At 72.0% G+C, this 22,358-nt stretch carries 17 protein-coding genes; 12 read left to right on the forward strand and 5 right to left on the reverse strand.

What is annotated here, in order from left to right; all coding sequences use genetic code 11:
* The first annotated feature begins 76 nt into the window (after nucleotides 1-76).
* Nucleotides 77-1,705 (forward strand): carbohydrate binding domain-containing protein, encoded by a 1,629-nt coding sequence (locus ABZ495_RS10060; protein WP_359835310.1) that lies wholly within the window; start codon nucleotides 77-79, stop codon nucleotides 1,703-1,705.
* A gap of 57 nt (nucleotides 1,706-1,762) precedes the next feature.
* Here ABZ495_RS10060 and ABZ495_RS10065 read toward each other — a convergent pair whose 3' ends face one another.
* Nucleotides 1,763-3,127 carry a M1 family metallopeptidase gene (locus ABZ495_RS10065; protein WP_359835184.1) on the reverse strand — a complete coding sequence of 455 codons (1,365 nt, stop codon included), beginning with the start codon at nucleotides 3,125-3,127 and terminating at the stop codon, nucleotides 1,763-1,765.
* A gap of 80 nt (nucleotides 3,128-3,207) precedes the next feature.
* Entirely contained in the window at nucleotides 3,208-7,089 is a 3,882-nt protein-coding gene (locus ABZ495_RS10070) for a Pls/PosA family non-ribosomal peptide synthetase (RefSeq protein ID WP_359835185.1), read from the reverse strand.
* Nucleotides 7,090-7,606: 517 nt separating this feature from the next.
* On the opposite strand from ABZ495_RS10070, the gene ABZ495_RS10075 reads away from it, so the two are divergent.
* Nucleotides 7,607-7,759 (forward strand): hypothetical protein, encoded by a 153-nt coding sequence (locus tag ABZ495_RS10075; protein ID WP_359804505.1) that lies wholly within the window; start codon nucleotides 7,607-7,609, stop codon nucleotides 7,757-7,759.
* 393 nt (nucleotides 7,760-8,152) lie between these two features.
* Nucleotides 8,153-9,751 carry an FAD-binding oxidoreductase gene (locus ABZ495_RS10080; RefSeq protein WP_359835187.1) on the forward strand — a complete coding sequence of 533 codons (1,599 nt, stop codon included), beginning with the start codon at nucleotides 8,153-8,155 and terminating at the stop codon, nucleotides 9,749-9,751.
* A gap of 82 nt (nucleotides 9,752-9,833) precedes the next feature.
* Here ABZ495_RS10080 and ABZ495_RS10085 read toward each other — a convergent pair whose 3' ends face one another.
* Nucleotides 9,834-10,052, reverse strand: a complete 219-nt coding sequence (locus ABZ495_RS10085) for a hypothetical protein (RefSeq protein ID WP_359835189.1) — start codon at nucleotides 10,050-10,052, stop codon at nucleotides 9,834-9,836.
* Nucleotides 10,053-10,185: 133 nt separating this feature from the next.
* On the opposite strand from ABZ495_RS10085, the gene ABZ495_RS10090 reads away from it, so the two are divergent.
* Nucleotides 10,186-10,662 (forward strand): MarR family transcriptional regulator, encoded by a 477-nt coding sequence (locus tag ABZ495_RS10090; protein WP_359835191.1) that lies wholly within the window; start codon nucleotides 10,186-10,188, stop codon nucleotides 10,660-10,662.
* Between the two features lie 357 nt (nucleotides 10,663-11,019).
* Here the strand turns inward: ABZ495_RS10090 and ABZ495_RS10095 are convergent, their stop codons facing one another.
* Both ABZ495_RS10095 and ABZ495_RS10100 read right to left on the reverse strand, forming a co-directional pair.
* Nucleotides 11,020-11,670, reverse strand: coding sequence for a helix-turn-helix domain-containing protein (locus ABZ495_RS10095; protein ID WP_359835193.1), 651 nt, complete (start codon nucleotides 11,668-11,670; stop codon nucleotides 11,020-11,022).
* Nucleotides 11,671-11,744: 74 nt separating this feature from the next.
* Nucleotides 11,745-13,235: an MFS transporter gene (locus ABZ495_RS10100; protein ID WP_359835195.1), complete on the reverse strand. Its 1,491-nt coding sequence runs from the start codon at nucleotides 13,233-13,235 to the stop codon at nucleotides 11,745-11,747.
* 593 nt (nucleotides 13,236-13,828) lie between these two features.
* On the opposite strand from ABZ495_RS10100, the gene ABZ495_RS10105 reads away from it, so the two are divergent.
* The 8 genes from ABZ495_RS10105 to ABZ495_RS10140 all read left to right on the forward strand — a co-directional run bounded on the left by ABZ495_RS10105 (nucleotide 13,829) and on the right by ABZ495_RS10140 (nucleotide 22,341).
* Nucleotides 13,829-16,558: an AAA family ATPase gene (locus ABZ495_RS10105; RefSeq protein WP_359835197.1), complete on the forward strand. Its 2,730-nt coding sequence runs from the start codon at nucleotides 13,829-13,831 to the stop codon at nucleotides 16,556-16,558.
* A gap of 150 nt (nucleotides 16,559-16,708) precedes the next feature.
* Nucleotides 16,709-17,542: an alpha/beta hydrolase gene (locus ABZ495_RS10110; RefSeq protein ID WP_359835199.1), complete on the forward strand. Its 834-nt coding sequence runs from the start codon at nucleotides 16,709-16,711 to the stop codon at nucleotides 17,540-17,542.
* Between the two features lie 34 nt (nucleotides 17,543-17,576).
* Complete coding sequence (locus tag ABZ495_RS10115; protein WP_359835201.1) at nucleotides 17,577-18,050, forward strand: DNA starvation/stationary phase protection protein; 474 nt, start codon at nucleotides 17,577-17,579, stop codon at nucleotides 18,048-18,050.
* A 46-nt stretch (nucleotides 18,051-18,096) separates the two neighbouring features.
* Nucleotides 18,097-19,242, forward strand: coding sequence for a serine hydrolase domain-containing protein (locus tag ABZ495_RS10120; RefSeq protein WP_359835203.1), 1,146 nt, complete (start codon nucleotides 18,097-18,099; stop codon nucleotides 19,240-19,242).
* Nucleotides 19,243-19,487: 245 nt separating this feature from the next.
* Nucleotides 19,488-20,327, forward strand: a complete 840-nt coding sequence (locus tag ABZ495_RS10125) for an alpha/beta hydrolase (RefSeq protein WP_359835205.1) — start codon at nucleotides 19,488-19,490, stop codon at nucleotides 20,325-20,327.
* Between the two features lie 101 nt (nucleotides 20,328-20,428).
* Nucleotides 20,429-21,262 (forward strand): alpha/beta hydrolase, encoded by an 834-nt coding sequence (locus tag ABZ495_RS10130; RefSeq protein ID WP_359835206.1) that lies wholly within the window; start codon nucleotides 20,429-20,431, stop codon nucleotides 21,260-21,262.
* 306 nt (nucleotides 21,263-21,568) lie between these two features.
* Nucleotides 21,569-21,724 (forward strand): hypothetical protein, encoded by a 156-nt coding sequence (locus tag ABZ495_RS10135; protein WP_359835208.1) that lies wholly within the window; start codon nucleotides 21,569-21,571, stop codon nucleotides 21,722-21,724.
* A gap of 98 nt (nucleotides 21,725-21,822) precedes the next feature.
* A complete protein-coding gene (locus tag ABZ495_RS10140; RefSeq protein WP_359835210.1) occupies nucleotides 21,823-22,341 on the forward strand; it encodes a DinB family protein in 519 nt (172 codons plus the stop codon).
* Nucleotides 22,342-22,358: the final 17 nt, after the last annotated feature.

Genomic DNA, 22,358 nt, shown 5'->3' on the forward strand with positions numbered 1-22,358 from the left:
ACCTCCACCCCCACACCCCCACTGGAGGTCCCCGGTGCTCAAGCGCACCCGACTGCCCGCCGTCGGCGCGGCAGCCCTGCTCGCGGCCGCCGCCGCGTTCACCGCCCCCACCGCCGCCCACGCGGCGAACCAACTCGGCAACCCCGGCTTCGAGACCGGCACCCTGTCCGGCTGGTCCTGCGCCGGCGGACTCGGCTCGGTGGTCTCCACCCCCGTGCACGGCGGCGGCAAGGCGCTGGCGGGCGCCGCCTCCGCGAGCGACAACGCCAAGTGCACGCAGACCGTCGCCGTCCAGCCCAACACCACGTACTCGCTGTCCGGCTGGGTCCGCGGCAGCTATGTCTACCTCGGTGTCACCGGCGCCGGCTCCGCCTGGACCTCGGCCGCCGACTACACCCGGCTGAGCGTCTCCTTCACCACCGGCGCCACGCAGACCAGCGCGGAGGTCTATGTCAACGGCTGGTACGGCCAGGGCACCTACTACGCCGACGACCTGAGCCTGGACGGGCCAGGCGGCGGGACCCCGGGCGACACCCAGGCACCCACGTCCCCAGGCAACCTGCGCAGCACCGGCAAGTCCGCCACCGGCGTCACCCTCGTGTGGGACGCCGCCACCGACAACGTCGGCGTGACCGGCTACGACGTCTACCAGGGCGCCACCAAGGTCGCCACCACGACCGGCACCGGCGCGACCGTCGACGGGCTGACCGCCGCCACGGCGTACAGCTTCACCGTCAAGGCCCGCGACGCGGCCGGCAACACCTCCGGCTCCTCCGCCGCCCTCGTGGTCACCACCGACCCGGGCGGCGGCACCCCGACCGGGTTCAAGCAGGCCGCGCCCTACCTCTACAACGGCTGGGGCAACCCGCCGGCCCCCACGACCGTCATGAACGCCACCGGCGTGAAGTGGTTCACCCTGGCCTTCGTCCTCGCCCAGAACGGCTGCAACCCCACCTGGGACAGCCAGCGGCCGCTGCTGAACGGGGTCGACCAGGCCACCATCAAGGCCGTCCGCGCGGCCGGCGGCGACGTCGTCCCGTCCATCGGCGGGTGGAGCGGCAACAAGCTCGGCCCCAACTGCGCCACCACCGCCGATCTCGCCGGCGCCTACCAGAAGGTGATCGACGCCTACGGTCTGAAGGCGATCGACGTCGACATCGAGAACACCGACGAGTTCGAGAACACCGTCGTCCAGGACCGCATCCTCGGCGCGCTCAAGATCGTCAAGCAGAACAACCCCGGCCTGCGCACCATCCTGACCTTCGGTACCGGCACCACCGGCCCGACCTCCTACGGGAACCGGCTGATCGAGCAGGCCAAGGCGCTCGGCGCGGACATCGACGTGTTCACCATCATGCCGTTCGACTTCGGCAACGCCTCCACCGACATGTACGCCGCCACCGTGAGTGCGGCGGAGGGCCTGAAGGCCAAGCTCAAGTCCACCTTCGGCTGGGACGACGCCACCGCCTACGCGCACGTCGGCATCTCCGGCATGAACGGCCTCAGCGACAACAACGAGGTCACCACCGTCCAGAACTGGACCGCGATCCGCGACTGGGCCAACAGCCACCACATCGCCCGGCTGGCCTTCTGGTCGGTGAACCGCGACCGCGGCTGCGCGGGCGGCGGCCTGCAGGAGACCTGCTCCGGCATCGCCCAGAACGACTGGCAGTTCACCTCCATCACGGCCGGCTTCACGGGCTGACACCGGGCCGGCGGTCCGGCCCGGGCCCCCTCACCGCGAGGGGTCCGGGCCGGACCGTCAGTAGCCTGGTCGCGGTGGGCCGGTCGGCCCGCTCAGCCCCCGCAGCGGCGGGAGCTCCGGGCGGTCCAGCCACGCGGTGAACAGGGGCTCCAGCGAGTGATCGGCGTAGCGCCCCGCATGGGCGCGCAGGTCGGCGGTGCCGACGACGCCGTGCCGGTGGGCGGTGGCCCACTCCCGGAGCATCGGGAAGAACGCGGCGTCGCCGAGGGTGAGCCGGAGCGCGTGGACGGTCAGGCCGCCGCGCTGGTAGAGCCGGTCGTCGAACATCAGCTTCCGGCCCGGGTCGGCCAGCCTGAGGTCCTGGGGGAGGCCGGCCAGCACGGCGTGCGCGGCCGCCGCGTGCGTGGTGGCCGACGGGCCGCCGGCCCGCTCGGACCAGAGCCACTCCGCGTACTTGGCGAAGCCCTCGTTGAGCCAGATGTGGCTCCAGTCGGCGATCGACACGCTGTTGCCGAACCACTGGTGGGCCAGCTCGTGGGCGATCAGCCGCTCCCGCTCCCAGCCCCCGCCGAGGTGGTTGGTGCCGAAGGTGGCGACGCCCTGCGCCTCCACCGGGACGTCCAGCTCCTCGTCGGCGACGACCACCGTGTACTCGCCGAACGGGTAGGGGCCGAAGACCTCCTCGAAATACGCGGTCATCCGCGGCTGCCGCCCGAAGTCCACCGCGAAGTCGCCGGCCACCCGCTCGGGCACGTACCCGGTCTGCCGGACGGCCGGGCGCTCGGCGAGCACGACCGGCCGGTACTGGCCGATCGAGACCGTCACCAGGTACGTCGAGGTCGGTGCGCTCTGCTCGTACACCCAGGTCGTGCTGGAGGCGTGCGTGGTGCGGGTGAGCAGCCGGCCGCCGACCACCACGGTGTACGCGGACGGCGTGGTCACCGCTATCTGGTAGGTCGCCTTGTCGGCGGGCCGGTCGTTGCACGGGAACCAGGACGGCGCGCCGACGGGCTGGCTGGCGACCAGCGCGCCGTCGGTCAGCTCCTCCCAGCCGAGGCCGCCCCACGGGCTGCGCACCGGCCGCGGGTTCCCGGTGTAGTGCACCTCGACCGTGAACGCGGCGCCGGCCGCGAGCGCCTTGACCGGCCGCACCCGCAGCTTGCCGGCCCGGTGGGTGTACCGGGCGGCCTTGCCGTCCACCAGGACCCGGCCGATCCGGAACTCGGCGAGGTCGAGCGCGAACTCGGGCAGCGCCGTCCCGGCGACCGCGCTCAGTCGCGCGGTGCCGCCCAGCCGGTTGGGCCCGGGGCGGTAGTCCAGGGCGAGCTCGTAGCGGTGCACCCGGTAGCGGGTGTCCCCGCTGTTCGGGAAGTACGGGTCCGGGGCGGCGGCGCGGGCCGCCGAGGCGTGCTGGTGGTTCACCGGGCGGGGTTTCACCGGGTCGTGCGCTCCCTGCGAACTGGGGGACGTGGAGGTGGCGGGCGGGTCGGAGGGGGCGGCGGTCACGAGGTGGCCTGCCACACCTCGATCGGGTTGCCCAGCCACCGCGTGTCGGCGGGGACGGACTCGGCGCGCATCACCAGCGAGGCCGGGCCCAGGGTGCTGCGTGCGCCCACCGTACTGCCGGGCAGCACGATGCCGCCCGGGCCCAGGGTGGCGCCCTCGCGGAGGATGACAGTATCCATCCGCATGATCCGGTCGTGGAAGAGGTGGGTCTGCACCACGCAGCCCCGGTTGATGGTCACCCCGTCACCGAGGGTGACCAGGTCCGCCTCCGGCAGCCAGTAGCTCTCGCACCAGACACCCCGCCCGACCCGCGCGCCGAGCGCCCGCAGCCAGACGTTCAGGACCGGCGTGCCCGGTACCGCGCCCACCAGCCACGGCACCGCCAGGACCTCGACGAAGGTGTCCGCGAGCTCGTTGCGCCAGACGAAGCCGCTCCAGAGCGGGTGCTCCACCGCCCGGAACCGCCCGACCAGCAGCCACTTCGCGGCCACCGCGACCACGCAGGCCGCCCCGCCCGCCGCGAGCAGCACCAGCCCGGAGAGCAGCGCCGCCGCCACCGGGGACCAGTTCGCCGACAGCCAGGAGAGCGACGCGAGGGTCAGCGCACCGAGCGCGCCGGAGGCCAGCACCGGCAGCAGCCGGGCCACCTCCACCAGCCCGCGGGCCCAGAGCAGCCGGGCCGGCGGCTCGTAGGTGAGGCTCTGGTCGGCCTGGTCGGCCGAGCGCGGCAGCCGCATCGGCGGCATGCCCAGGTAGGAGCTGCCCTTCTTGGCCTTCTTCGGCGTCGCCGACAGCACACCCACCAGCCCGCGCGCCGGGACGGCCCGCCCGGGAGCGGTCATCCCCGAGTTGCCGAGGAACGCCCGCTCACCGACCTTCGCCTCACCGAGCCGCAGCCACCCGCCGCCCAGCTCGTACGGGGCGATCAGGGTGTCGTCCGCCAGGAACGCGCCGTCCCCGACCGTGGTCAGGCTCGGCAGCGCCAGCACGGTGGACACCTCGGCGCCCCGGCCCACCTTCATCCCCAGCGCTCGCAGCCACAGCGGCGTGACCAGACCCGCGTACAGCGGGAACAGGATCTCGCGGGCCTGGTCCATCAGCTGGGTGACCGTCCAGGCCTGCCAGCCGATCCGGCCGTGCAACGGGTGCACGCCCGGGGCCAGCCCGATGCTCAGCAGCCGCACGGCCGCCACCAGCTGCGCCGCGTACACCAGGCCGTAGGCCAGGGTGGCCGGGAGGAGGCCGAGCAGGGCGCCGCCGAGCGCGGCACCGAGGTCCTGGCCGGGCTGGACGAAGCGGGACAGCACCACGAGCCCGGCGAGGGCGGGCAGCACCGGCAACAGGCTGAGCGCTGTGCCGCTGGCGCCGAAGAGTGCCGCCCAGCGCGCCTGGCGGGCCGGCCGGTCCTTCGGCCAGGTCCGCTCGGCCCGGCCCAGCTTGGCGGCGGGCGCGCCGCCCCAGCGCTGGCCGGTCGGCACGTGCCCGGTGACGCTGGAACCGGCCACCACGTGCGACCGCTTGCCGACCCGGGCGCCGGGCAGCAGGGTCGAGCGGGTGCCGACCACGGCCCCCGAACCGACCTTGACCTGGCCGACCTCCAGCCGGTCGCCGTCCAGCCAGTAGCCGCAGAGGTCGACCTCGGCCTCGACGGCGCAGCCCCGGCCCAGCTTGAGCATCCCGGTGACCGGCGGCATCGAGTGCAGGTCCACCTCCGGGCCGACCTTGGCGCCGAGCGCCCGCGCGTAGCGGGTCAGCCAGGCTCCGGAGAGCGAGGTCGCGCCACTGACCTCGGCCAGCCGCTCGGCGGTCCAGAGCCGTAGATGGGCGCTGCCGCCGCGCGGGTAGCTGCCGGGCCGCAGGCCGCGCAGCAGCAGCCGGGCGCCGCCGGCCGCGATGGCGAGCCGGCCGGCCGGGGAGAACAGCGCCAGCGCGCCCGCGCCGACCACCCACCACGAGGCGGTCGGTGCCCAGGCGTAGTCGCCGAACCAGGCGAGCACATTGCCGAGGGTGAGCAGGGCGACCGTCCAGCGCAGGCCGACCACGGTGAAGAGCGGGATCAGCAGGAGCAGCTGGAGCAGCTTGGCCCTGGTCGGCACCAGGGCGACGGTGCGGGTCTCGCCGCTGTCCGCCACCGACCGCTCCAGATGGCGGGCGAGCTTGCGCAGCGTCGGCTGCTGGTAGATGTCCAGCACGGCGGCGCTCGGGTAGCGGGCGCGCAGCAGGGTGGTGAGCCGGGCGGCGGCCAGGCTGCCGCCGCCGATGGCGAAGAAGTCCTCGCGCGGGCCGCCGACCGGCACGCCGAGGATCTCGGTCCACTGCTCGGCCAGCCAGGCCTCGGTGCCGTAGAGCTGCTCGGTGGGCCCGGCGGTCTCCAGGTCGGGCAGCGGCCAGGGCAGCGCGTTGCGGTCGACCTTGCCGGACGTGCGGGTGGGCAGGGACTCCACGGAGGCCAGCAGGGGCACCAGAGCCGCGGGCAGCTCGGCGCGCAGCCGCTCGACCGAGGCCTCCCGGTCCCAGCCGTCCTTGGTGACCAGGTAGCCGACCAGCAGCTGGTTGCCGCCGCGGGCGGTCCGCACGGCGGCGGCCGCACCGGCGACGCCCGGCAGGGCCTGCAGCGCGGCGTCGACCTCGCCGAGTTCGATCCGGCGCCCGCCGAGCTTGATCTGCTCGTCGCTGCGGCCGAGGAAGAGCAGGCCCTCGGGGTCGGCCTCGACGAGGTCGCCGCTGCGGTAGGCGCGGTCCCAGCCGAGCGAGGGCAGCGGCGCGTACTTCTCGGCGTCCTTGACCGGGTCCAGGTAACGGGCCAGACCGACGCCGCCGATCACCAGCTGGCCGGTGCCGCCCGCGGCGACCGGCTCGCCGGCCTCGTCGACCACGGCGAGGTCCCAGCCGTCCAGCGGCAGGCCGATCCGGACCGGACCGTCGCCGGTGAGCAGCGCGGCGCAGGCCACCACGGTCGCCTCGGTCGGGCCGTAGGTGTTCCACACCTCGCGGCCCTCGGTGACCAGGCGCTGCACCAGCTCGGGCGGGCAGGCCTCGCCGCCGAAGATCAGCAGCCGGACCTCGTTCAGTGCCTCGGCGGGCCAGAGCGCGGCCAGCGTCGGGACGGTGGAGACGACGGTGATCTCCTGCTCGGCGAGCCACGGGCCGAGATCGGCGCCGCTGCGCACCTGCGAGCGGGGGACGGGTACCAGGCAGGCGCCGTAGCGCCAGGCCAGCCACATCTCCTCGCAGGAGGCGTCGAAGGCGACGGAGAGGCCGGCCATCACGCGGTCGCCCGGGCCGATCGGCTCCTCCTGCAGGAAGAGGGCGGCCTCGGCGTCGACGAACGCGGCGGCGTTGCGGTGGGTGACGGCGACGCCCTTCGGCCGGCCGGTCGAGCCGGAGGTGAAGATGATCCAGGCGTCGTCGGCGGGGGTCGGCCGGGTGTCCGCGGGGACGGCGGGCCGGGGGTCGCCGGTGAGGGTCAGGACGCGCTCGGCCCCGAGCACGCCGGCCACGGCGGCCTCCTCGAAGACGAGCTGGGCGCGCTCGTCCGGGTCCTCGGCGTCCACCGGGACGTAGGCGGCGCCCGCGGCCAGTACGGCGAGGATGGCGATGTAGAGGTCGTTGGTGCCGGAGGGGACGCGGACGCCGACCCGGTCACCGGGGCCGATCCCGGCGCCGTTCAGCCGGTGGCGCAGCTGCTCGACCTCGGCGGCGAGTGCCCGGTAGCCGAGGACGGTGTGCCCGTCGTCCAGGGCCGGCTCGTTGGGGTGGGCGCGGACGGCGGCGTCCAGGATGTCGACCAGGGTGCGCGGGGCCGGAGCCGGGCGACCGGGGAAGAGGGCCTGCGGGGCCCGCGCGGTCTGTTCTGTGTGGCTCGGTTCAGCGGTCATGGCTGCCGTGCGCTCCTCGTCCTCGCCCCTGGTTCCGACCGTGTCCGGCCCTTGGGGCGGTGGGACCACTCAGTCTATCGGGTGACCCCACTCCGGGGCCGGAGCGGACAACCTCACCGATGGTAGCCCCGTGTGATGAACGGCGTACTGCCCGACACTCTGCTCAACTGGCCTTGAGCTGAATGAATCTGACGTTGCATCAGCTCGTAACTGGGCTCACCCGTGGTGGATGTGACGACCCATCAGCGACTCTGACGTATCGTCAGATCAGAATCCCGATGGTGAGCCACGCCACACGGATCGTGCTCCCTCCGGGTGACGGGGGCTGTTCCGGGGGCGGCGCGGGCGCCTCCCGCAGGGGTCGGGGACCGGTTCTCGGCGGGCCCAGGGCGCCTTCGAGCCCCGTTCGGAAGGCGCCCTGGGCGGACCTCCGGACTCCCGGGGGCGCGCGAGCCGTCCCGGGTGAGAGCGCGGCCCGCGCCGGCGTCCGCGCCTTCATCGCCGGGCAGGGCCGGGCGTGGCGGATCCGGCGGGCCGCACCCTCGCCCTGCTGGCCTGCGTGGACGGGCTGGTCTTCGACCGGCTCGTCGCCGGAGGGGGCGTCCGGCCGGACGAGATCCGCGGGCTGGTCGTGGCCGCCCTGCGCGGGCCCGACGACGTCGACGGGTGACCGGGCCGACCCCGCCGATGACGGCCGGCAGGGTCGTCCAGTGGCCGAGCGCAGGGAATTCGCCCGCGCGAGGCGCGTTCATCATATTGGCGTTCTTATTTCGCATCACATTCTCCGAGGGTCGTGCGGCCCGGGGTGCGAGGCCCGGAATCGAGCTGTCACCCCGGGGCCCGGGGTCGACGAGGGGACATTAACCGGCGCCACTGACAATGGCTCTGAGTCGGGAGAGTTCGAAGGGGGATTGAAAAGGACGTACAGTCACACTAATTCGTACAAGTATTCACATGGGCGAATGCCCGTGCTAGCGTGCGGACGCCAGCTCTCAGAATCGAGAAAGTGGGTCCTGACATGAGTCAAGAATTCTCTCGCCGCGGGTTCCTGGGCAGTGCCGGAATGGCTGCCGCCGGGGTTTCCGCCGTTTCGTTGGGGGTCGGCGCGGCCGGCCCGGCCGCGGCCGATTCGGCCGGCGCCCCCGGCGCCCCCGGCGTCCTCGGCGGGCAGTCGGTGCTCCCGGGCGATCCGCGGTACCAGACGCTCAGTCAGGGCTTCAATCAGCGCTGGTCCAGCAGACCGGCCTACATCCGGCTGGTGGGGAGCGACGCGGACGCGGTGGCGGCGCTGAAGACCGCGCTCGACAAGGGGCTGCGGCCGACGATCCGGGGCGGCGGGCACTGCTACGAGGGGTTCGTCGACAACGACCGGGGCGTCATCCTCGACCTCAGCACTCTGCGCGGTGTCCGCGCGGCGCGGGACAAGTTCGGCGCCCCCACCTACTGCGTCGAGGGCGGCGCGACCAACTGGGACGTCTACACCAGCCTGTTCCGGACGTACGGCGTCACGCTGCCCGCGGGGTCGTGCTACTCGGTCGGGGCGGGCGGTCACGTCAGCGGCGGCGGGTACGGGCTGCTCTCCCGAAGAGACGGGCTGACCGTCGACCACCTCGTCCAGGTGGACGTGGTCACGGTCCGCGGCGGCACGGTGGAGCTGACCACGGCCCACCGGGACGACCCCGCGACCTCGCCGGAGAGCGACCTCTTCTGGGCGCACACCGGTGGGGGCGGCGGAAACTTCGGCGTCGTCCTGCGCTACCACTTCGCCCGCCTCCCCAAGCCGCCGCCACGGGTCTGGCTGAGCAGCGTGGCCTGGTCCTGGGCGGACCTGCTCAAGCACCCGGAGGACTTCCGCCGCCTCGTGGAGAACTTCGGATCCTTCTTCGCCCAGCACAGCGGTCCGAAGGAGACAGTCTACCGGGGCCTCTTCGCGATCCTCAAACTCACCCACCGGACGAACGGGAACGTCGTCCTGCTCAGCCAGTGGGACGAGGACGATCCGGCGCCGCTGGAGGAGTTCCTGGCCGCGATGGAGGCCGGGCTGACGAGCAGGGCCGTGGTCCAGAGCTACGCCGCCGGGGGCGTGCTCCTGCCGTATCCGGACAAGCGCCGACAGATGCCGTGGTTCCAGGCCACCATGACGCTGAACCCCTCCGGGGCCAATCAGCGCGGCAAGTACAAGTCCGCCTACCACCGGCGGCGCTTCACCCCCACACACATCGACGCCTTCTGGGAGTGGCTGACCAAAACCGTCCCCGGCGTGGATCTCACCCAGACGCTGGTCCAGATCGACTCCTACGGCTGTCGGATCAACGAGCACAAGCCCGCCGAAGCCGCGATCCCCCAGCGCGACTCCGTGATGAAGCTCCAGTACCAGACCTACTGGACCGACCCCGCGCAGGACGCCGCGCACCTGGCCTACCTCGGCGGGCTCTACCAAGCGGTCTACAGGGCCACCAACGGCATCCCGGAGATCGACACGGACACCGACGGCGCCTATGTGAACTACCCCGACGTCGACCTCGGAACGGCCGACCAGAAGCACCCGGCCTACCAGCGGCTCTACTACAAGCAGAACTACGCCCGGCTGCAGAAGGCCAAGAAGACCTGGGATGCCGGGAACGTCTTCCACCACGCCCAGTCGGTCACCTTGCCGTCCTGACCACACGCGGGTGCGCGTCCCGACCGGCTGGCTTCACCCGTTGGATCCGGAGCACTTTCCCCAGCGGCTGTAGCCGGTGGCCCTACCGGAGGCCAGCGGCGATGCCGGCCTGGGTGGTGGCCTGCAGGGTGGTGGCGGGGGCGGGCAGCTCGCGGCCCGGGTCGTTCAGGACGGTGGCGGGCATCGCCGCGGCGAGCGCGCAGACGGCGACCAGGGCGATCCGCTCGCCGGCGTTCAGCTCAGTCATCGCGTCGGCGATCACGCTGCCGGAGACGATGTCGGCGCCGAGGTCGTAGCGCATTTCCTCTTCAGCTCGCCGTCGCCGCCCGGGACGATCTCCCGGCCGCTCGCATGCTCGACGGCGTCGGCGGCCCGCTCCAGCAAAGGCGCAGCAGCCGACGCCACAGCCCGGTGAGGACATCGTCGCGGGGATCATGCGGCAGTGGCAGGCGGTCCACCCCGGCATCGACATCGAAACCATGGCACTGATCGGCCGGATCAACCGCTGCGCCGCACTGCTCCAGCAGGCGGCGGACGCACGGCTGCGCCCCGAAGGGCTGACCCGCGCCGAGTTCGACCTGCTGGGCACACTGCGCCGCTCGGGCCGCTCGCTGACCCCCGGCGAACTCGTCCGCGAGACCTTCGCCTCGGGTGCGGCCGTCACCAAGCGCCTGCGCGCCCTGGAGGAGCGGGGACTGGTCAGCCGGCAGGCCGACAGTCGCGACGGGCGGGTCTCCCGCCTCACCCTCACCGAGGAGGGACGCGAGCTGACCGACCGCACCCAGCCCGCCCAGTTGGAGCTCGAACGCTCACTGCTGTCGGGCCTCGCCCCCGACACCCGGGCCGAGCTCGCCGACGGCCTCGCCACCCTGCTGCTGCAATTGGAGGGCCGCCTCGACGCCGCGCGGTGAGGAACGCGTGCCAGCCGGTGGGCGGCGGGCATCGAAGACCTCGGGAACAGCGGAGGACAGACCGGCAGGGAACGCGGCCGGCTGCTCCGAAACCCGCTTCCTGGCAACCGAGGCCTTCCTCGCCGAACTGAACGTCCAGGGCAGCGATCTGCCTTCCCCCATGCCCGACGCCGTCGCCACTCCCGGATCCTCGGGTACGGGCCCGTACGGTCTCGGCCCTTGTCGTCGAGGGTGTGACGGATGAGAGCGAGGTCATCCGGGTGTCGGCGCGGCGCGTTGTCAGGGTGCGGCTACCGGCTTGCGCACTGCCGGAGGCCGATGGCGAGTGGCTTCAGTGGAGTTGAGGGTGCGTGCGGGTCACGGGGTGTTCCACAGGTCGGTCAGCTCTGTCCAGTCGGGCGGGCCGGCGGACTGCTGGTCCGGCGTCGAGGGGTTCTGCAGGCCACTCAGGACGAGGTCCAGGTAGCGCAGGTGCAGTTCGACCGCGCGTTCGGCGGTTGTGGGCAGGCGGGGGCTGAGGTGGCTGAGCAGCAGCGGGAGGTCTGCGGAGCCAACGTCCTCGCGCAGCGCGCCAGAGCGGTGGGCGGCGTCGACCAGGTCGTCGAGGGCGGCCTTGAGGCGGTTGGACGCGGCGTCGATCTCATCGGTGGAGGGGAGGCGACCGCCGATGAGGGGGAGGAGCGAGCCCGCGTCGGGTGCGGAGAGAGCTGCGCGCAGGAAGGCTGCCAGTGCGGTCCAGGGATCGGTGTGGGCGGCCATGGCGTTGCGGGCCAGGGCTGCCAGCTCATCCATGCCCTGCACGCGGAGCGCCTGGGCGAGGTCCTCCTTGGCCGGGTAGCGGCGGTAGAGGCTGCCCATGCCCACGCCGGCCCGGCGGGCGATCTCCGAGACGGGAGCGTTCCAGCCGAGCTCGGCGAAGACTTCGCGGGCCGCGCGCAGGACCCGCTCGTCGTTGCGGTCGGCTTCCTTCTGGCGTCCGCTGGGCGGTCCGCTGCGGGCGGCGCGCATGCTCGTGCTCCTTCGCTTCGGTGCCGCGCGGCGGGCAGGCGACGCCGACCCGCCGCGCGGTGCGGGGTGACCGCTCAGTGCTGGTTGGCGGCGGCCCGGTCTACGGCCACCACCCTGGCCTCGGGCATGGGCTCCTGGTGGTAGGGGCGGATGCGCAGGGCGCCGACCAGCAGGATACCGAGGACTCCGAGCGCGGAGGCGACCCAGAAGCTCACGGTGAATGCCTTCTCGGCAGGGACCGGCGTGCCGTGCACGGTGTAGGTCTGCAGGAAGCCGACGGCGAGTTGGCTGCCGATGGCACTGCCGACGGTCCGGATGACGGTGTTCAGGCCGTTGCCCGAGGCGATCTCACGGCGCGGCACCAGGGCCGCGACCAGGTCGGCGAGCGCCGCGTACCCGTAGCCCGCGCCGAGGCCGACCAGGCAGAACCAGATCGCGAGTTCCGCCGGGGAGCTGTGGAAGAGGGCGGTGAGTACGGCTCCGGCCGTCATCAGCGTCATGCACGCGGCGAGCGGCGCCCTGGTGCCGAGACGTCCCCGCAGCGCGTGCGCGGTGCGTCCGCCCACGACGACGAAGAGCGAGCTCGGCAGCATCAGCAGCGCGGCCTGGACGATGCTCAGGCCGGCTCCGTAGGAGGCCATGGGGCGCAGCACGGGCGGAAGCCCGGTGGGCAGCTGCAGCAGTTCGGGGACCAGGACGTAGAAGAAGAACGGCACCACGCCGATCAGCAGCGCCGCGAGGTTCGTGACGAGCATCGGCAGGTGGGTAACGTGCCGAAGGTCGAGGATGGGGTCCGTTCGACGGGCCGACACCACGCCGAGCACGGCGAAGAGCGCCACGGCGGCCGCGAAGAGCGACAGCACCCCGGCGGAGGCCCAGCCCCACTTGGTGCCTTCGGTGATCGCCAGCAGCAGGGCGGTGAGGCCTCCGGCAAGGAGCAGCGCCCCGGGCACGTCGATCCGCTTGCGGTGGCGCTCGGGGCTTTCCGGCACCCAGGCGATGACCATGAGCGTCGCGAGGGCGATGAACACGGCTTCGGCGCCGAACATCCAGCGCCATGACGTGTGCTGGATGATCAGCGCGCCGACGACCATCCCGACGCCTGCGCCGCCGCCGAGCATGGCGGCGGTGATGCCGAAGCTGGAGGCGATCCGCTCCCTGGGCATCGCCTCGCGGACCAGCGCCAGGGCGAGGGGGAGCGTGGCCATCGAGGCTCCCTGCACGGCCCGCATCGTGATGAGGAAGCCGATGTTCGGGGAGGCGGCGGCGGCCAGGGTGGTCACGAGGAAGACGAGCAGGACGACCACAAGGAGCCGTCGGTGCCCGTACTTGTCGCCGAGCAGGCTCAGCACCGGGGTGAGGACCGCCCCGCCGAGCAGGAACGCGGTGATCAGCCATCCGGCCATGGCGGTGTCGGCGTGCAGGCGCTCCGCGAGCACGGACATCGCGGGAATGACCATGGTCTGCATCAGCGCGTAGGCGCCCACGGTCGCGAGCAGCGCGGCAAGCACCGCGTTCGGCCTTGATGCGGCCCTGGCGCGGTGCCGAGTTCTGGTGTCGTCCATCGACGACGCCTCCGTTCATGTGCGGGGGAGTGGCGTAACCGCCGCGTGGAGCGGGCGATCGCCTGGGTGGTGCTTCCATCCTATCGGAACGGAGTGCTCCGCTCCGATAGGATGGAAGCACGGATGGTTCCGGCTCGACGGTCGGGAGGTCGAGATGACCGTCGCAGGGAGACGAACGGCTCTGGTGACGGGTGGCGGGGAGGGGGTCGGGGCTGCCATGGCACGGGAGCTGAGCGCATCCGGCTTCCGGGTGCGCTGAATCACTGCGCTGCCGCGTCCGCCGCCGACCGGGTCGTCGCGCGGATCGAGGAGGCAGGTGGGTCCGCCTTCGCGGTGCCCGGCGACGTACGCGAGACCGGCCAGGCCGCAGAAGTCGTCCGACGGGCTTGCGACGACGGGGCCCTGGAGGTGATGCTCTGCGCTCCCGAGCACAGCGGTCGTTCCCGCTCAGCAGCACGCATACCATTGCGTGATCGGCATCCAGGCCAGGCTTCCAGGTCGCCCGCCATTGGAGATGCCGCCCAGGTCGCCTGGTCCCGCGAGGACGCGGACCGTCGGCTGCTGGGGAGGCACAGAGACACGGGGGTTGCGGCATGCATCGGCGGGCGCTACTGGGTCGCGATACGGAGCGTCACACCCTGGCGGCCCTGGTCGAGCAGGGGGCCGCCGGTTCGGGCGGCGCGACGGTGATCACCGGGGCGCCGGGGATCGGCAAGTCGGCGCTGGTCGCGGAGGCCGCGGGCGCGGCAACGCGCGGCGGGACCCGTGTGATCACCGCTGTGGGGGTCCAGTCGGAGGAAGACCTGCCCTGTGCCGGTCTGCACCAGCTGGTTCACCAACTGCGTGACGGAATCGACGACTTGCCGGGACGTCAGCGCACCGCGCTGCTCGCGGCCGTCGGCCTCGTCGACGAGGCCGTACCCGATCTGTACCTCGTCGGCCTGGCCGCGCTGACCCTGCTGACGGACGCGGCGGCGAAGGCGCCACTGCTGGTGGTCGTCGAGGACGCCCACTGGATGGACCGTGCCAGCCTCGATGTGCTCGGGTTCGTGGCGCGGCGGATCGAGTCCGACCCTCTCGTTCTGGTCGCCGTCACCCGGCGCCTCGACGACGGCCTCAGCAGTGCCGGCCTGCCGGTGCTGCACCTGGGCCCGCTGACGGACGAGGTGTCGGGTGAGGTGCTGGACGCGGTGGCCCCCGCACTGGGACAGCAGGTCAGACGGCGACTGTTGGAGGAGGCCGCCGGGAACCCGCTGGCGCTGACCGAGCTGCCGGTCGCGCTGCAGTCGGTCGGCGGGGCGTACGCGCTCAACCCAGGTCCGCTGCCGCTGACCGCGCGGCTGGAGCGGACGTTCACGGCACGGATCTCCCGCCTGCCGGCCGACACCCGTGCGGTCCTGCTCCTTTCGGCCCTCAACGGTGACGGGACGATGGACGAATGCCTCGCCGCGGCGACCCGGATGCTCGGGACGACGGTCGACGTCGGTGCTTTCGAGACAGCGATCGACGCGGGCCTGGTGGAGGCCCAGGGGACGGCCTTCAGGCACCCCCTCATCCGCTCGGCGATACACCACGCCGCCACCGCCGCGGAACGCCGGACCGCGCACGCCGCGCTGGCCGCCGCGCTCCAGAGGCAGCCCGATCGGCAGGCATGGCACCGTGCCGCCGCGACCGCCGGCCTCGACGAAGGAGTGGCACGGGATCTGGACTCCACCGCCGGCAGAGCCCTGCGGCGAGGCGGTGTCGCCGCGGCTCTGGCCGCGCTGAGGCGGGCGGCGGAGCTGACGAAGGACTCCTCCGCGCGGGCGGACCGGCTGCTCCGCGCGGCGGAGCTCGCACTGGAGTCGGGCCAAGGAGACATCGCGACGCATCTGCTGACCCAGGCGCGCTCACTGGACCTTTCGGTCCGGGACCAAGGCCGCGCGGCCTGGGTCAGCATCGCTCTGGCCGAGGGGACGCGGGGGGAGGGTGCCGCGACCGCCGAGCTGGCCGAGCTGGCGGTCGAGATCGCCGCCGGCGGCGAGCCGAAACTGGGGCTGCGCATGCTGTGGAGCGCGGTCCTGCAGTGCTTCTGGGGAGAGCCGGGCCCGGCCGCCCGGGAGCGGGTGGCCACCGCTGCCGACCTGATGCCCGTGCCTGCCGACAACGCCGACCTGGTCGCTCTGCGGGCGTATTCGGCGCCGGTCGAGCGTGGGATAGGGGTCATGGAGGGCCTGGCCGGTCAGCTGGAGCGCTCGTCGGAGAACGCGGAGGGGGACCAGCTCCTGGGGGCCGCCGCCGTGACGGTGGGCGCTCCCGCCCTGGCGAGCCGGTTGACGGCGAGGTCGCTGGACGCTCTGCGAGCGCAGGGCAGGCTGTCGATGCTGGCCCGAGCCCTCTGCGTCCAGGCGGGGAGCGCCGCACGGCTGGGTGACGTGCGCGCTGGTTCCCTGGCCGCGGAGGAGGCCGCGTCGCTTGCCCGCGAGACCGGTCAGCCTCTTGTGCACGCGATGGTGAATGCCATCCGCGCGCAGCTGGCCGCCGTCAGTGGCGACCCGGCGGCAGAGGCATGGGCGGCGGAAGCCGAACGCGAGGCCCTTCCCAGCGGAGGGCGCCCGGTGCTGGCCATCATGCAGATGGCCCGCGGGCAGGCGGCACTCTGTCAGGGCCGCTACGGCGACGCGTTCGGCCACCTGCACCGCGTCTTCGACCCGGCCGACCCCGCCTTCCACTCCTGGCTGCGCTTCTACGCGGTCGCGGAGTTGGTCGAGGCGGCGGTGCGCAGCGAATCCGCGGGGGTGGCACGCGACATCGTGCGGGAGCTGACCCCGCTCGGGAAATCGACGTCTTCGCCCGCCCTGCTCTGCGGGTTGCGACTGGGCCGGGCCCTGCTGAGCCCGCAGGATGCCGCTGAGCCGCTGTACAGGGCGGCCCTCGACGCCGTCCCCTCGGACTGGCCGTTCGAGGGGGCGCGGGCGCGCCTCGCCCTGGGCGAGTGGCTGCGGCGGCACCGGCGGCCCGCGGAATCCCGCGTCGCCCTGCAGGCCGCACGCGAGATCTTCGACGCCCTCGGTGCGTCGGCATGGGCGGAGCGGGCACGGCAGGAGCTGCGTGCGGCGGGCGCGTCGTCCCCGCGCCAGGCTCCGGCCGCGGTCGACCGGCTGACCTCGACCGAGTTGCACGTCGCCCAGCTCGCCGCGCAGGGTCTGACGAACCGGGAGATCGGCGAGCGGTTGTACGTCTCGCCCCGGACGGTGAGCACCCATCTCCAGCGGATGTTCCCCAAACTGGGGGTCACGTCCCGCGGCGAACTCGCCGCGGTGCTCGGTGGCCCGGCGACCTAGCCCGAACGCGCAGCGTCATGACGTACACGGAAGACGCAGCACCATGACGTACGTCGAACCCGTAGTCCGACGGACGCGGTCCGACCTGCTTGTTTCCTAGGTTTGTGCCATGCCCGGTGCGCACACGGCGGACGGGCGGGAAGGTACACCATGGGAACCATCACCGTCGGCTCCGAGGGCTCGACCGGCATCGATCTGTACTACGAGGACCACGGTTCGGGGCAGCCGGTCGTCCTGATCCACGGCTACCCGTTGGACGGGCAGTCGTGGGAGAAGCAGACCGATGCGCTGGTCAAGGCCGGCTACCGCGTCATCACCTACGACCGCCGTGGCTTCGGCCGGTCGAGCAAGACCATGACGGGTTACGACTACGACACCTTCGCCGCCGACCTGGACACCGTACTGACGCAGCTGGACCTGCGTGACGTGATTCTCGTCGGGTTCTCGATGGGTTCGGGCGAGGTCGCCCGCTACCTCGGCGCCCACGGCTCGGAGCGGGTGGCGAAGGCGGCGTTCCTCGGTTCGCTCCAGCCGTTCCTGTTGCAGACGCCGGACAACCCCACCGGTGTGCCGCAGAGCGTCTTCGACGGCATCGCGGAGCAGGCGGAGGCCGACCGCTACGCCTGGTACGAGAGCTTCTTCGTCGACTTCTTCAACACCGACGAGACGCTCGGGTCGCGGCTCAGCGAGTCCGCGCTGCGGGCGAACTGGGCCACCGCCATCGACTCGTCGCCCATGGCGGCGTACGCGTGTGTCCCGGCGTGGCTGACGGACTTCCGGGCCGACGTGGAGCGCATCGACGTGCCGTCGCTGATCCTGCACGGGACCGCCGACCGCATCCTGCCGATCGACGCCACGGCCCGCGAGTTCCGCCGCCGCTTGCCCGACGCGCGGTACGTCGAGATCGACGGCGCTCCGCACGGGCTGCTGCTCACCCACGCGGCCGAGGTCAACGCCGCCCTCCTCGACTTCCTCGCCGCCTGAGAGCCCGCGCTTGTCACGAAAGGACCGCACTCCTGTGCCGGTTGTCAACAACCCTCTGCCCGAGCGCGACCGCGAGACCGCGGGTGCGGCGCTGCAGGCGACCCTGGCCGACCTGCTCGACCTGTCCCTGGTGGCCAAGCAGGCCCACTGGAATGTGTACGGCCCGCGCTTCCGCTCGGTTCACGTCCAGCTCGACGAGGCCGCCACCGTCGCCCGGAACCATGCGGACACGGTGGCTGAGCGCGCGGCCGCCCTGGGCATCAGTCCGGACGGACGGGCCGGAACCGTTGCGGGGGCCAGTGGCGTGCCCGCCTTTCCGCCGGGCTGGACCAAGGACAGTGACGCCGTCGAGGCCTTGGTGCACGCGCTCTCTACCGTGACCGAGAGGCTGCGAGAGCGCATCGTCGCGATGGGCCCGGTGGATGTCGTCACCGAGGATCTCCTCATCGGGCTGACGGCCGATCTCGAGAAGCAGAGCTGGATGTTCCAGGCGGAGAACCGGGCCTGACCAGGGGCCCAGCGCCGCACAGTTGTCGTCCGAAGTGGAGAAGAGCATGGATGTCGAGGGAACGAGCACAGACCGATTCGAACCGGTGCGAGCGGCGCTGAGGGCGCACCTCGAAGCCGGCGAGGAGTTGGGGGCGTCGATCGCCGTCGATGTGGACGGGGTCATGGAAGTCGATCTGTGGGGTGGCCACGCGAACGAAGCACGGACCGCTCCGTGGCACCGGAACACGTTGGTGAATCTGTGGTCGACCACGAAAACCCTCACCAATCTCGCGGCTCTCATCCTCGTCGACCGGGGCGCGCTGGATCTGCACCGCCCGGTCGCGCACTACTGGCCCGAGTTCGCCGCCCAGGGAAAGGAGCGCATCGAGGTGCGTCACGTCCTGGCTCACACCTCGGGACTCCCCGGCTGGGAGCAGCCCTTCCGCATGGAGGATCTCTATGATCGGCCTACCGCGAGTGCCCGGTTGGCCGCGCAGGCACCCTGGTGGGAGCCGGGCTCCGCTTCGGGCTACCACGTGCAGACCCAAGGGCAACTGGTGGGAGAGCTCGTCCGGCGGGCCAGTGGTCTCACCCTGACGGAGTTCGTCGCCACCGAGATCGCCGGACCGGCGCAAGCTGATGTCCAGATCGGTGCGCGACGGGCCGACTGGCCGCGTATCGCCGATCTGGTGGCCCCCTCACAGCCAGGCGGTATACCCACGGGTCTTGATCCCGCGGGAATCTTCACCAAGACGCTGCTCGGAAGCCCCGCACGGGACGAGCACGTCGACACGCCGCAGTGGCGCTCCGCCGAACTCGGAGCCGTCAACGGACACGGCAACGCGCGTGGCCTGGCCCGAGCACTCTCCGTCATCTCGCGGCGCGGCCAGGTCAACGGCCGCCGGCTGCTCTCCGAGGAGACGGTGGACAAGGTGTTCGACGTACAGGCCGACGGAGTCGACCTGTTCCTGGGCGTTCCCATCCGCTGGGGCATGGGCTACGCACTCTCCGATCCGAGGACGATGCCGCACATGCCCACCGGGAGGATCTGCTTCTGGGTCGGTCGGGGCGGTTCGATCGTCATGATGGACCTCGACCGGCGCGTCACGTTCTCCTACACGATGAACCGGGTGGGCGACGGCATCCTCGGCTCGGAGCGCACGCACAGCTACCTCAGGCATGTCTACGAAGCCCTGGAGCGTACCGGCTGAGGTGAGCCGTAGGCTCCGCGCGCGGCGCTGTGGCACACCGCCGAACGTGCCGCCCGGCAGCCGCCCTCCGGGCCGCTGTCGCTGCCGCCCACCCGCACTCCGTTCCGCGCTGCTCACGTGGCGCAGACGGACGCACGCCAACCAGGTACCGGAGGAGAAGCGCTCCGGCCCCGCTTCTCGACGTACCAGCTGCATCGCCTTTCGGGCCGTCGAGCACCATCCATCACACAAGAGGGATCTCACCCATGCGTAACACCCGCCTCGTCCGTCCGGGCAGCAGATCCGCGCTGCTCGGTGTCACCGCGGCCGTCGGACTGTCCGTCGCCGCCGTCACCCTGCCCGCTGCGGCCGACGCCACGCCCCACCACCCCGCACGTCCGACGATCGTGCTGGAACACGGAGCGTTCGCCGACGCCGCGAGCTGGGACGGTGTCGTCGCCCGGCTGCAGCGTGCGGGCTACCCGGTGGTGTCCGCCGCCAACCCGCTGCGAGGTCCGGCGACCGATGCCTCTTACCTGCGCAGCGTCCTCGACCACATCGACGGGCCCGTGGTCCTGGTCGGTCACTCCTACGGCGGCACCGTCATCAGCCAGGCCGCCGCGGGTCTCGAAGGCAAGGTGAAGGCACTGGTCTACATCGCGGCGTTCCTGCCGGACGTGGGCGAGAGCTCGATCGGACTGACGGACAAGTTCCCCGGCAGCACCCTCGGCCAAGCCGTCGAGTCCGTCAACTACACGCTGCCCGACGGTGATCAGGGCGCGGACGTGTACATCAAGCCGGAGAAGTTCCACAACCAGTTCGCCGCAGACGTGCCGAAGGACAAGGCCGGGCTCATGGCTGCGGGGCAGCGTCCGATCGCTGCCGCCGCTCTGGAGGAGAAGTCCACCCAGGCCGCCTGGAAGACGATCCCCTCCTGGTCGCTGGTGACCACGGAGGACCGCAACATCCCAGTGGCTGCCCAGCGCTTCATGTCAGCCCGCGCCGGTGCCCGCACCACGACCATCGACGCGTCCCACGCGGTATCCGTATCCCGTCCCGAGGCCGTGACCCGCATCGTCGAGCAGGCGGCCCGCACGGTCCGATGACCGAGGCCCCGCCCTGTCGCTCATCGCGCATCACCGCACAGCCGTGCCCGATCGGGGCACTTCACCATCAGACACATGCACACCGGAAGGCAGCAACCACCATGGCGTTCATCACCGTCGACCAGGAGAACTCCACCAGTATCGAGCTGTACTACGAGGACCACGGCACAGGGCAGCCGGTCGTGCTGATCCACGGCTATCCGCTCGACGGCCACTCCTGGGAGAAGCAAGCCGCCGCGCTCCTGTCGGCCGGCTACCGCGTGATCACGTACGACCGGCGCGGCTTCGGCCGCTCCAGCCAGCCCACCACCGGCTATGACTACGACACGTTCGCCGCCGACCTCAACGTGGTCCTGGAGACCCTCGACCTCGACGACGTCGTCCTCGTGGGCTTCTCCATGGGCACCGGTGAGGTTGGCCGTTACCTCAGTACCTACGGCTCCGCCCGGATCGCCAAGGCCGCCTTCCTCGCCTCCCTCGAACCCTTCCTGCTCAAGACCGACGACAACCCCAGCGGTGTCGACGGCGCCATCTTCAAGAACATCGAAGGGGCCGTCACCGCCGACCGCTACGCCTACTTCAGCGCGTTCTACGAGGACTTCTACAACCTCGACGAGAACCTCGGCACCCGCATCAGCGAGGAAGCCGTCCGCAACAGCTGGAACGTGGCCGCCGGCGCCTCCTGGTACGCCTCGCTGGCCTGCGTCTCCACGTGGACCACCGACTTCCGTGCCGACGTCCGGAAGATCGACGTGCCGACTCTGATCCTGCACGGCACGGCCGACCGCATTCTGCCCATCGAGGCAACCGGGGAGCTCTTCCACCAGGCACTCCCGCACGCCGACTACGTCGTCATCGACGGCGCACCCCACGGCCTCCTGTGGACCCACGCACAGGAAGTCTCCGAAGCCCTCCTGGCGTTCCTCGCCAAGTGAGCGGCGGCCGTTGCGTCACCTGCCGCGTGGCGGCAGGTGACGCAACGGCGAGAAGCTGAGCCGGGCTCCCGTTGCCGCGCGGGAGGACCGTGAACCGCGCGAGACATGCCGTCGAGCCGCCGACAGCGGCCGACGCGCATCAAGGCGGCAGTACTACCGGGCGGCCTGACACCCGGTGAGACCGCCCGCCCAAAAGGCCGGGCGGGCGGTCTCACCGGGAAGAGCCGATTCTGCCGGAACCCCTGACCCGCGTCGACGATCTCCGTGTCGAACTCCCGGGACCGCACGGGGTAAGCACGTTGCACCATGCCCGAGCGCCGGGGGATCAAGCAGGCCGCCACATCCCAGCAGGCCGAACACGGCCTGCTCTTCCCGACCAGGAGCCTGGCCAAACCGGTCGACCGCCTGGCCGCCGAGGAGGTAGTCGGCGACATCAGCCACGAGGGCCTGCGCACACGATGACGGCCTTCATCCTCACGAGCACTTCTCCCGCTTCCCACGTCCGCAAGGGTGACAGCGCAGCGGCAGGAGATGTGACACCCCGTGGCAGACTCGGCGCCGTGATCACCCCCCTGCCCGAGCCGAGCACGCGACTCTCCAACCCCGGCACCCTGCTGCTGGACTACCTCGACTACTACCGCTCCGCGATCGGAGCCAAGATCGAGGGACTGTCCGACGAGGACCTGCGCACCAGCCGCGTCCCCTCCGGCTGGACGATGCTCGAACTCCTCAAGCACCTCGTCCACATGGAGCAGCGCTGGCTCCGATGGGGATTCCGCGCCGAGACGGTCCCGGCCCCCTGGGGCGACCGCGGTCCGGAGGACCGCTGGCACGTCACCCCGCAGGAGAGCGCCGCCGACCTCCTCACCGACCTGCGCGCCGGTGGCGAGTACACCCGGGCCGTCGCCTCGGAAACGCCCCTGTCCGCCGTCGCCTCAGCCGGCGGCCGCTTCCCCGACGACGGCACCGAGCGCCCCACCCTGGGCTGGATCCTGTTCCACGTCCTCCAGGAATACGCCCGCCACGCGGGCCACCTCGACATCGTCCGCGAACTCACCGACGGCGCCACTGACGAGTGACACCCGCGCACAGGAAG

The sequence above is a fragment of the Kitasatospora sp. NPDC005748 genome (assembly GCF_040630735.1).
GTDB lineage: Bacteria > Actinomycetota > Actinomycetes > Streptomycetales > Streptomycetaceae > Kitasatospora.

Bases quoted from the DNA above. Each gene is read 5' to 3' on its own strand.
- ABZ495_RS10135 (WP_359835208.1), top strand. From the start codon at position 21,569: ATGCCCGAGCGCCGGGGGATCAAGCAGGCCGCCACATCCCAGCAGGCC.
- ABZ495_RS10110 (WP_359835199.1), top strand. From the start codon at position 16,709: ATGGGAACCATCACCGTCGGCTCCGAGGGCTCGACCGGCATCGATCTG.
- ABZ495_RS10125 (WP_359835205.1), top strand. From the start codon at position 19,488: ATGCGTAACACCCGCCTCGTCCGTCCGGGCAGCAGATCCGCGCTGCTC.
- ABZ495_RS10100 (WP_359835195.1), bottom strand. From the start codon at position 13,235: ATGGACGACACCAGAACTCGGCACCGCGCCAGGGCCGCATCAAGGCCG.
- ABZ495_RS10120 (WP_359835203.1), top strand. From the start codon at position 18,097: ATGGATGTCGAGGGAACGAGCACAGACCGATTCGAACCGGTGCGAGCG.
- ABZ495_RS10080 (WP_359835187.1), top strand. From the start codon at position 8,153: ATGGCTGCCGCCGGGGTTTCCGCCGTTTCGTTGGGGGTCGGCGCGGCC.
- ABZ495_RS10105 (WP_359835197.1), top strand. From the start codon at position 13,829: ATGCATCGGCGGGCGCTACTGGGTCGCGATACGGAGCGTCACACCCTG.
- ABZ495_RS10085 (WP_359835189.1), bottom strand. From the start codon at position 10,052: ATGCGCTACGACCTCGGCGCCGACATCGTCTCCGGCAGCGTGATCGCC.
- ABZ495_RS10090 (WP_359835191.1), top strand. From the start codon at position 10,186: ATGCGGCAGTGGCAGGCGGTCCACCCCGGCATCGACATCGAAACCATG.
- ABZ495_RS10095 (WP_359835193.1), bottom strand. From the start codon at position 11,670: ATGCGCGCCGCCCGCAGCGGACCGCCCAGCGGACGCCAGAAGGAAGCC.
- ABZ495_RS10130 (WP_359835206.1), top strand. From the start codon at position 20,429: ATGGCGTTCATCACCGTCGACCAGGAGAACTCCACCAGTATCGAGCTG.
- ABZ495_RS10070 (WP_359835185.1), bottom strand. From the start codon at position 7,089: ATGACCGCTGAACCGAGCCACACAGAACAGACCGCGCGGGCCCCGCAG.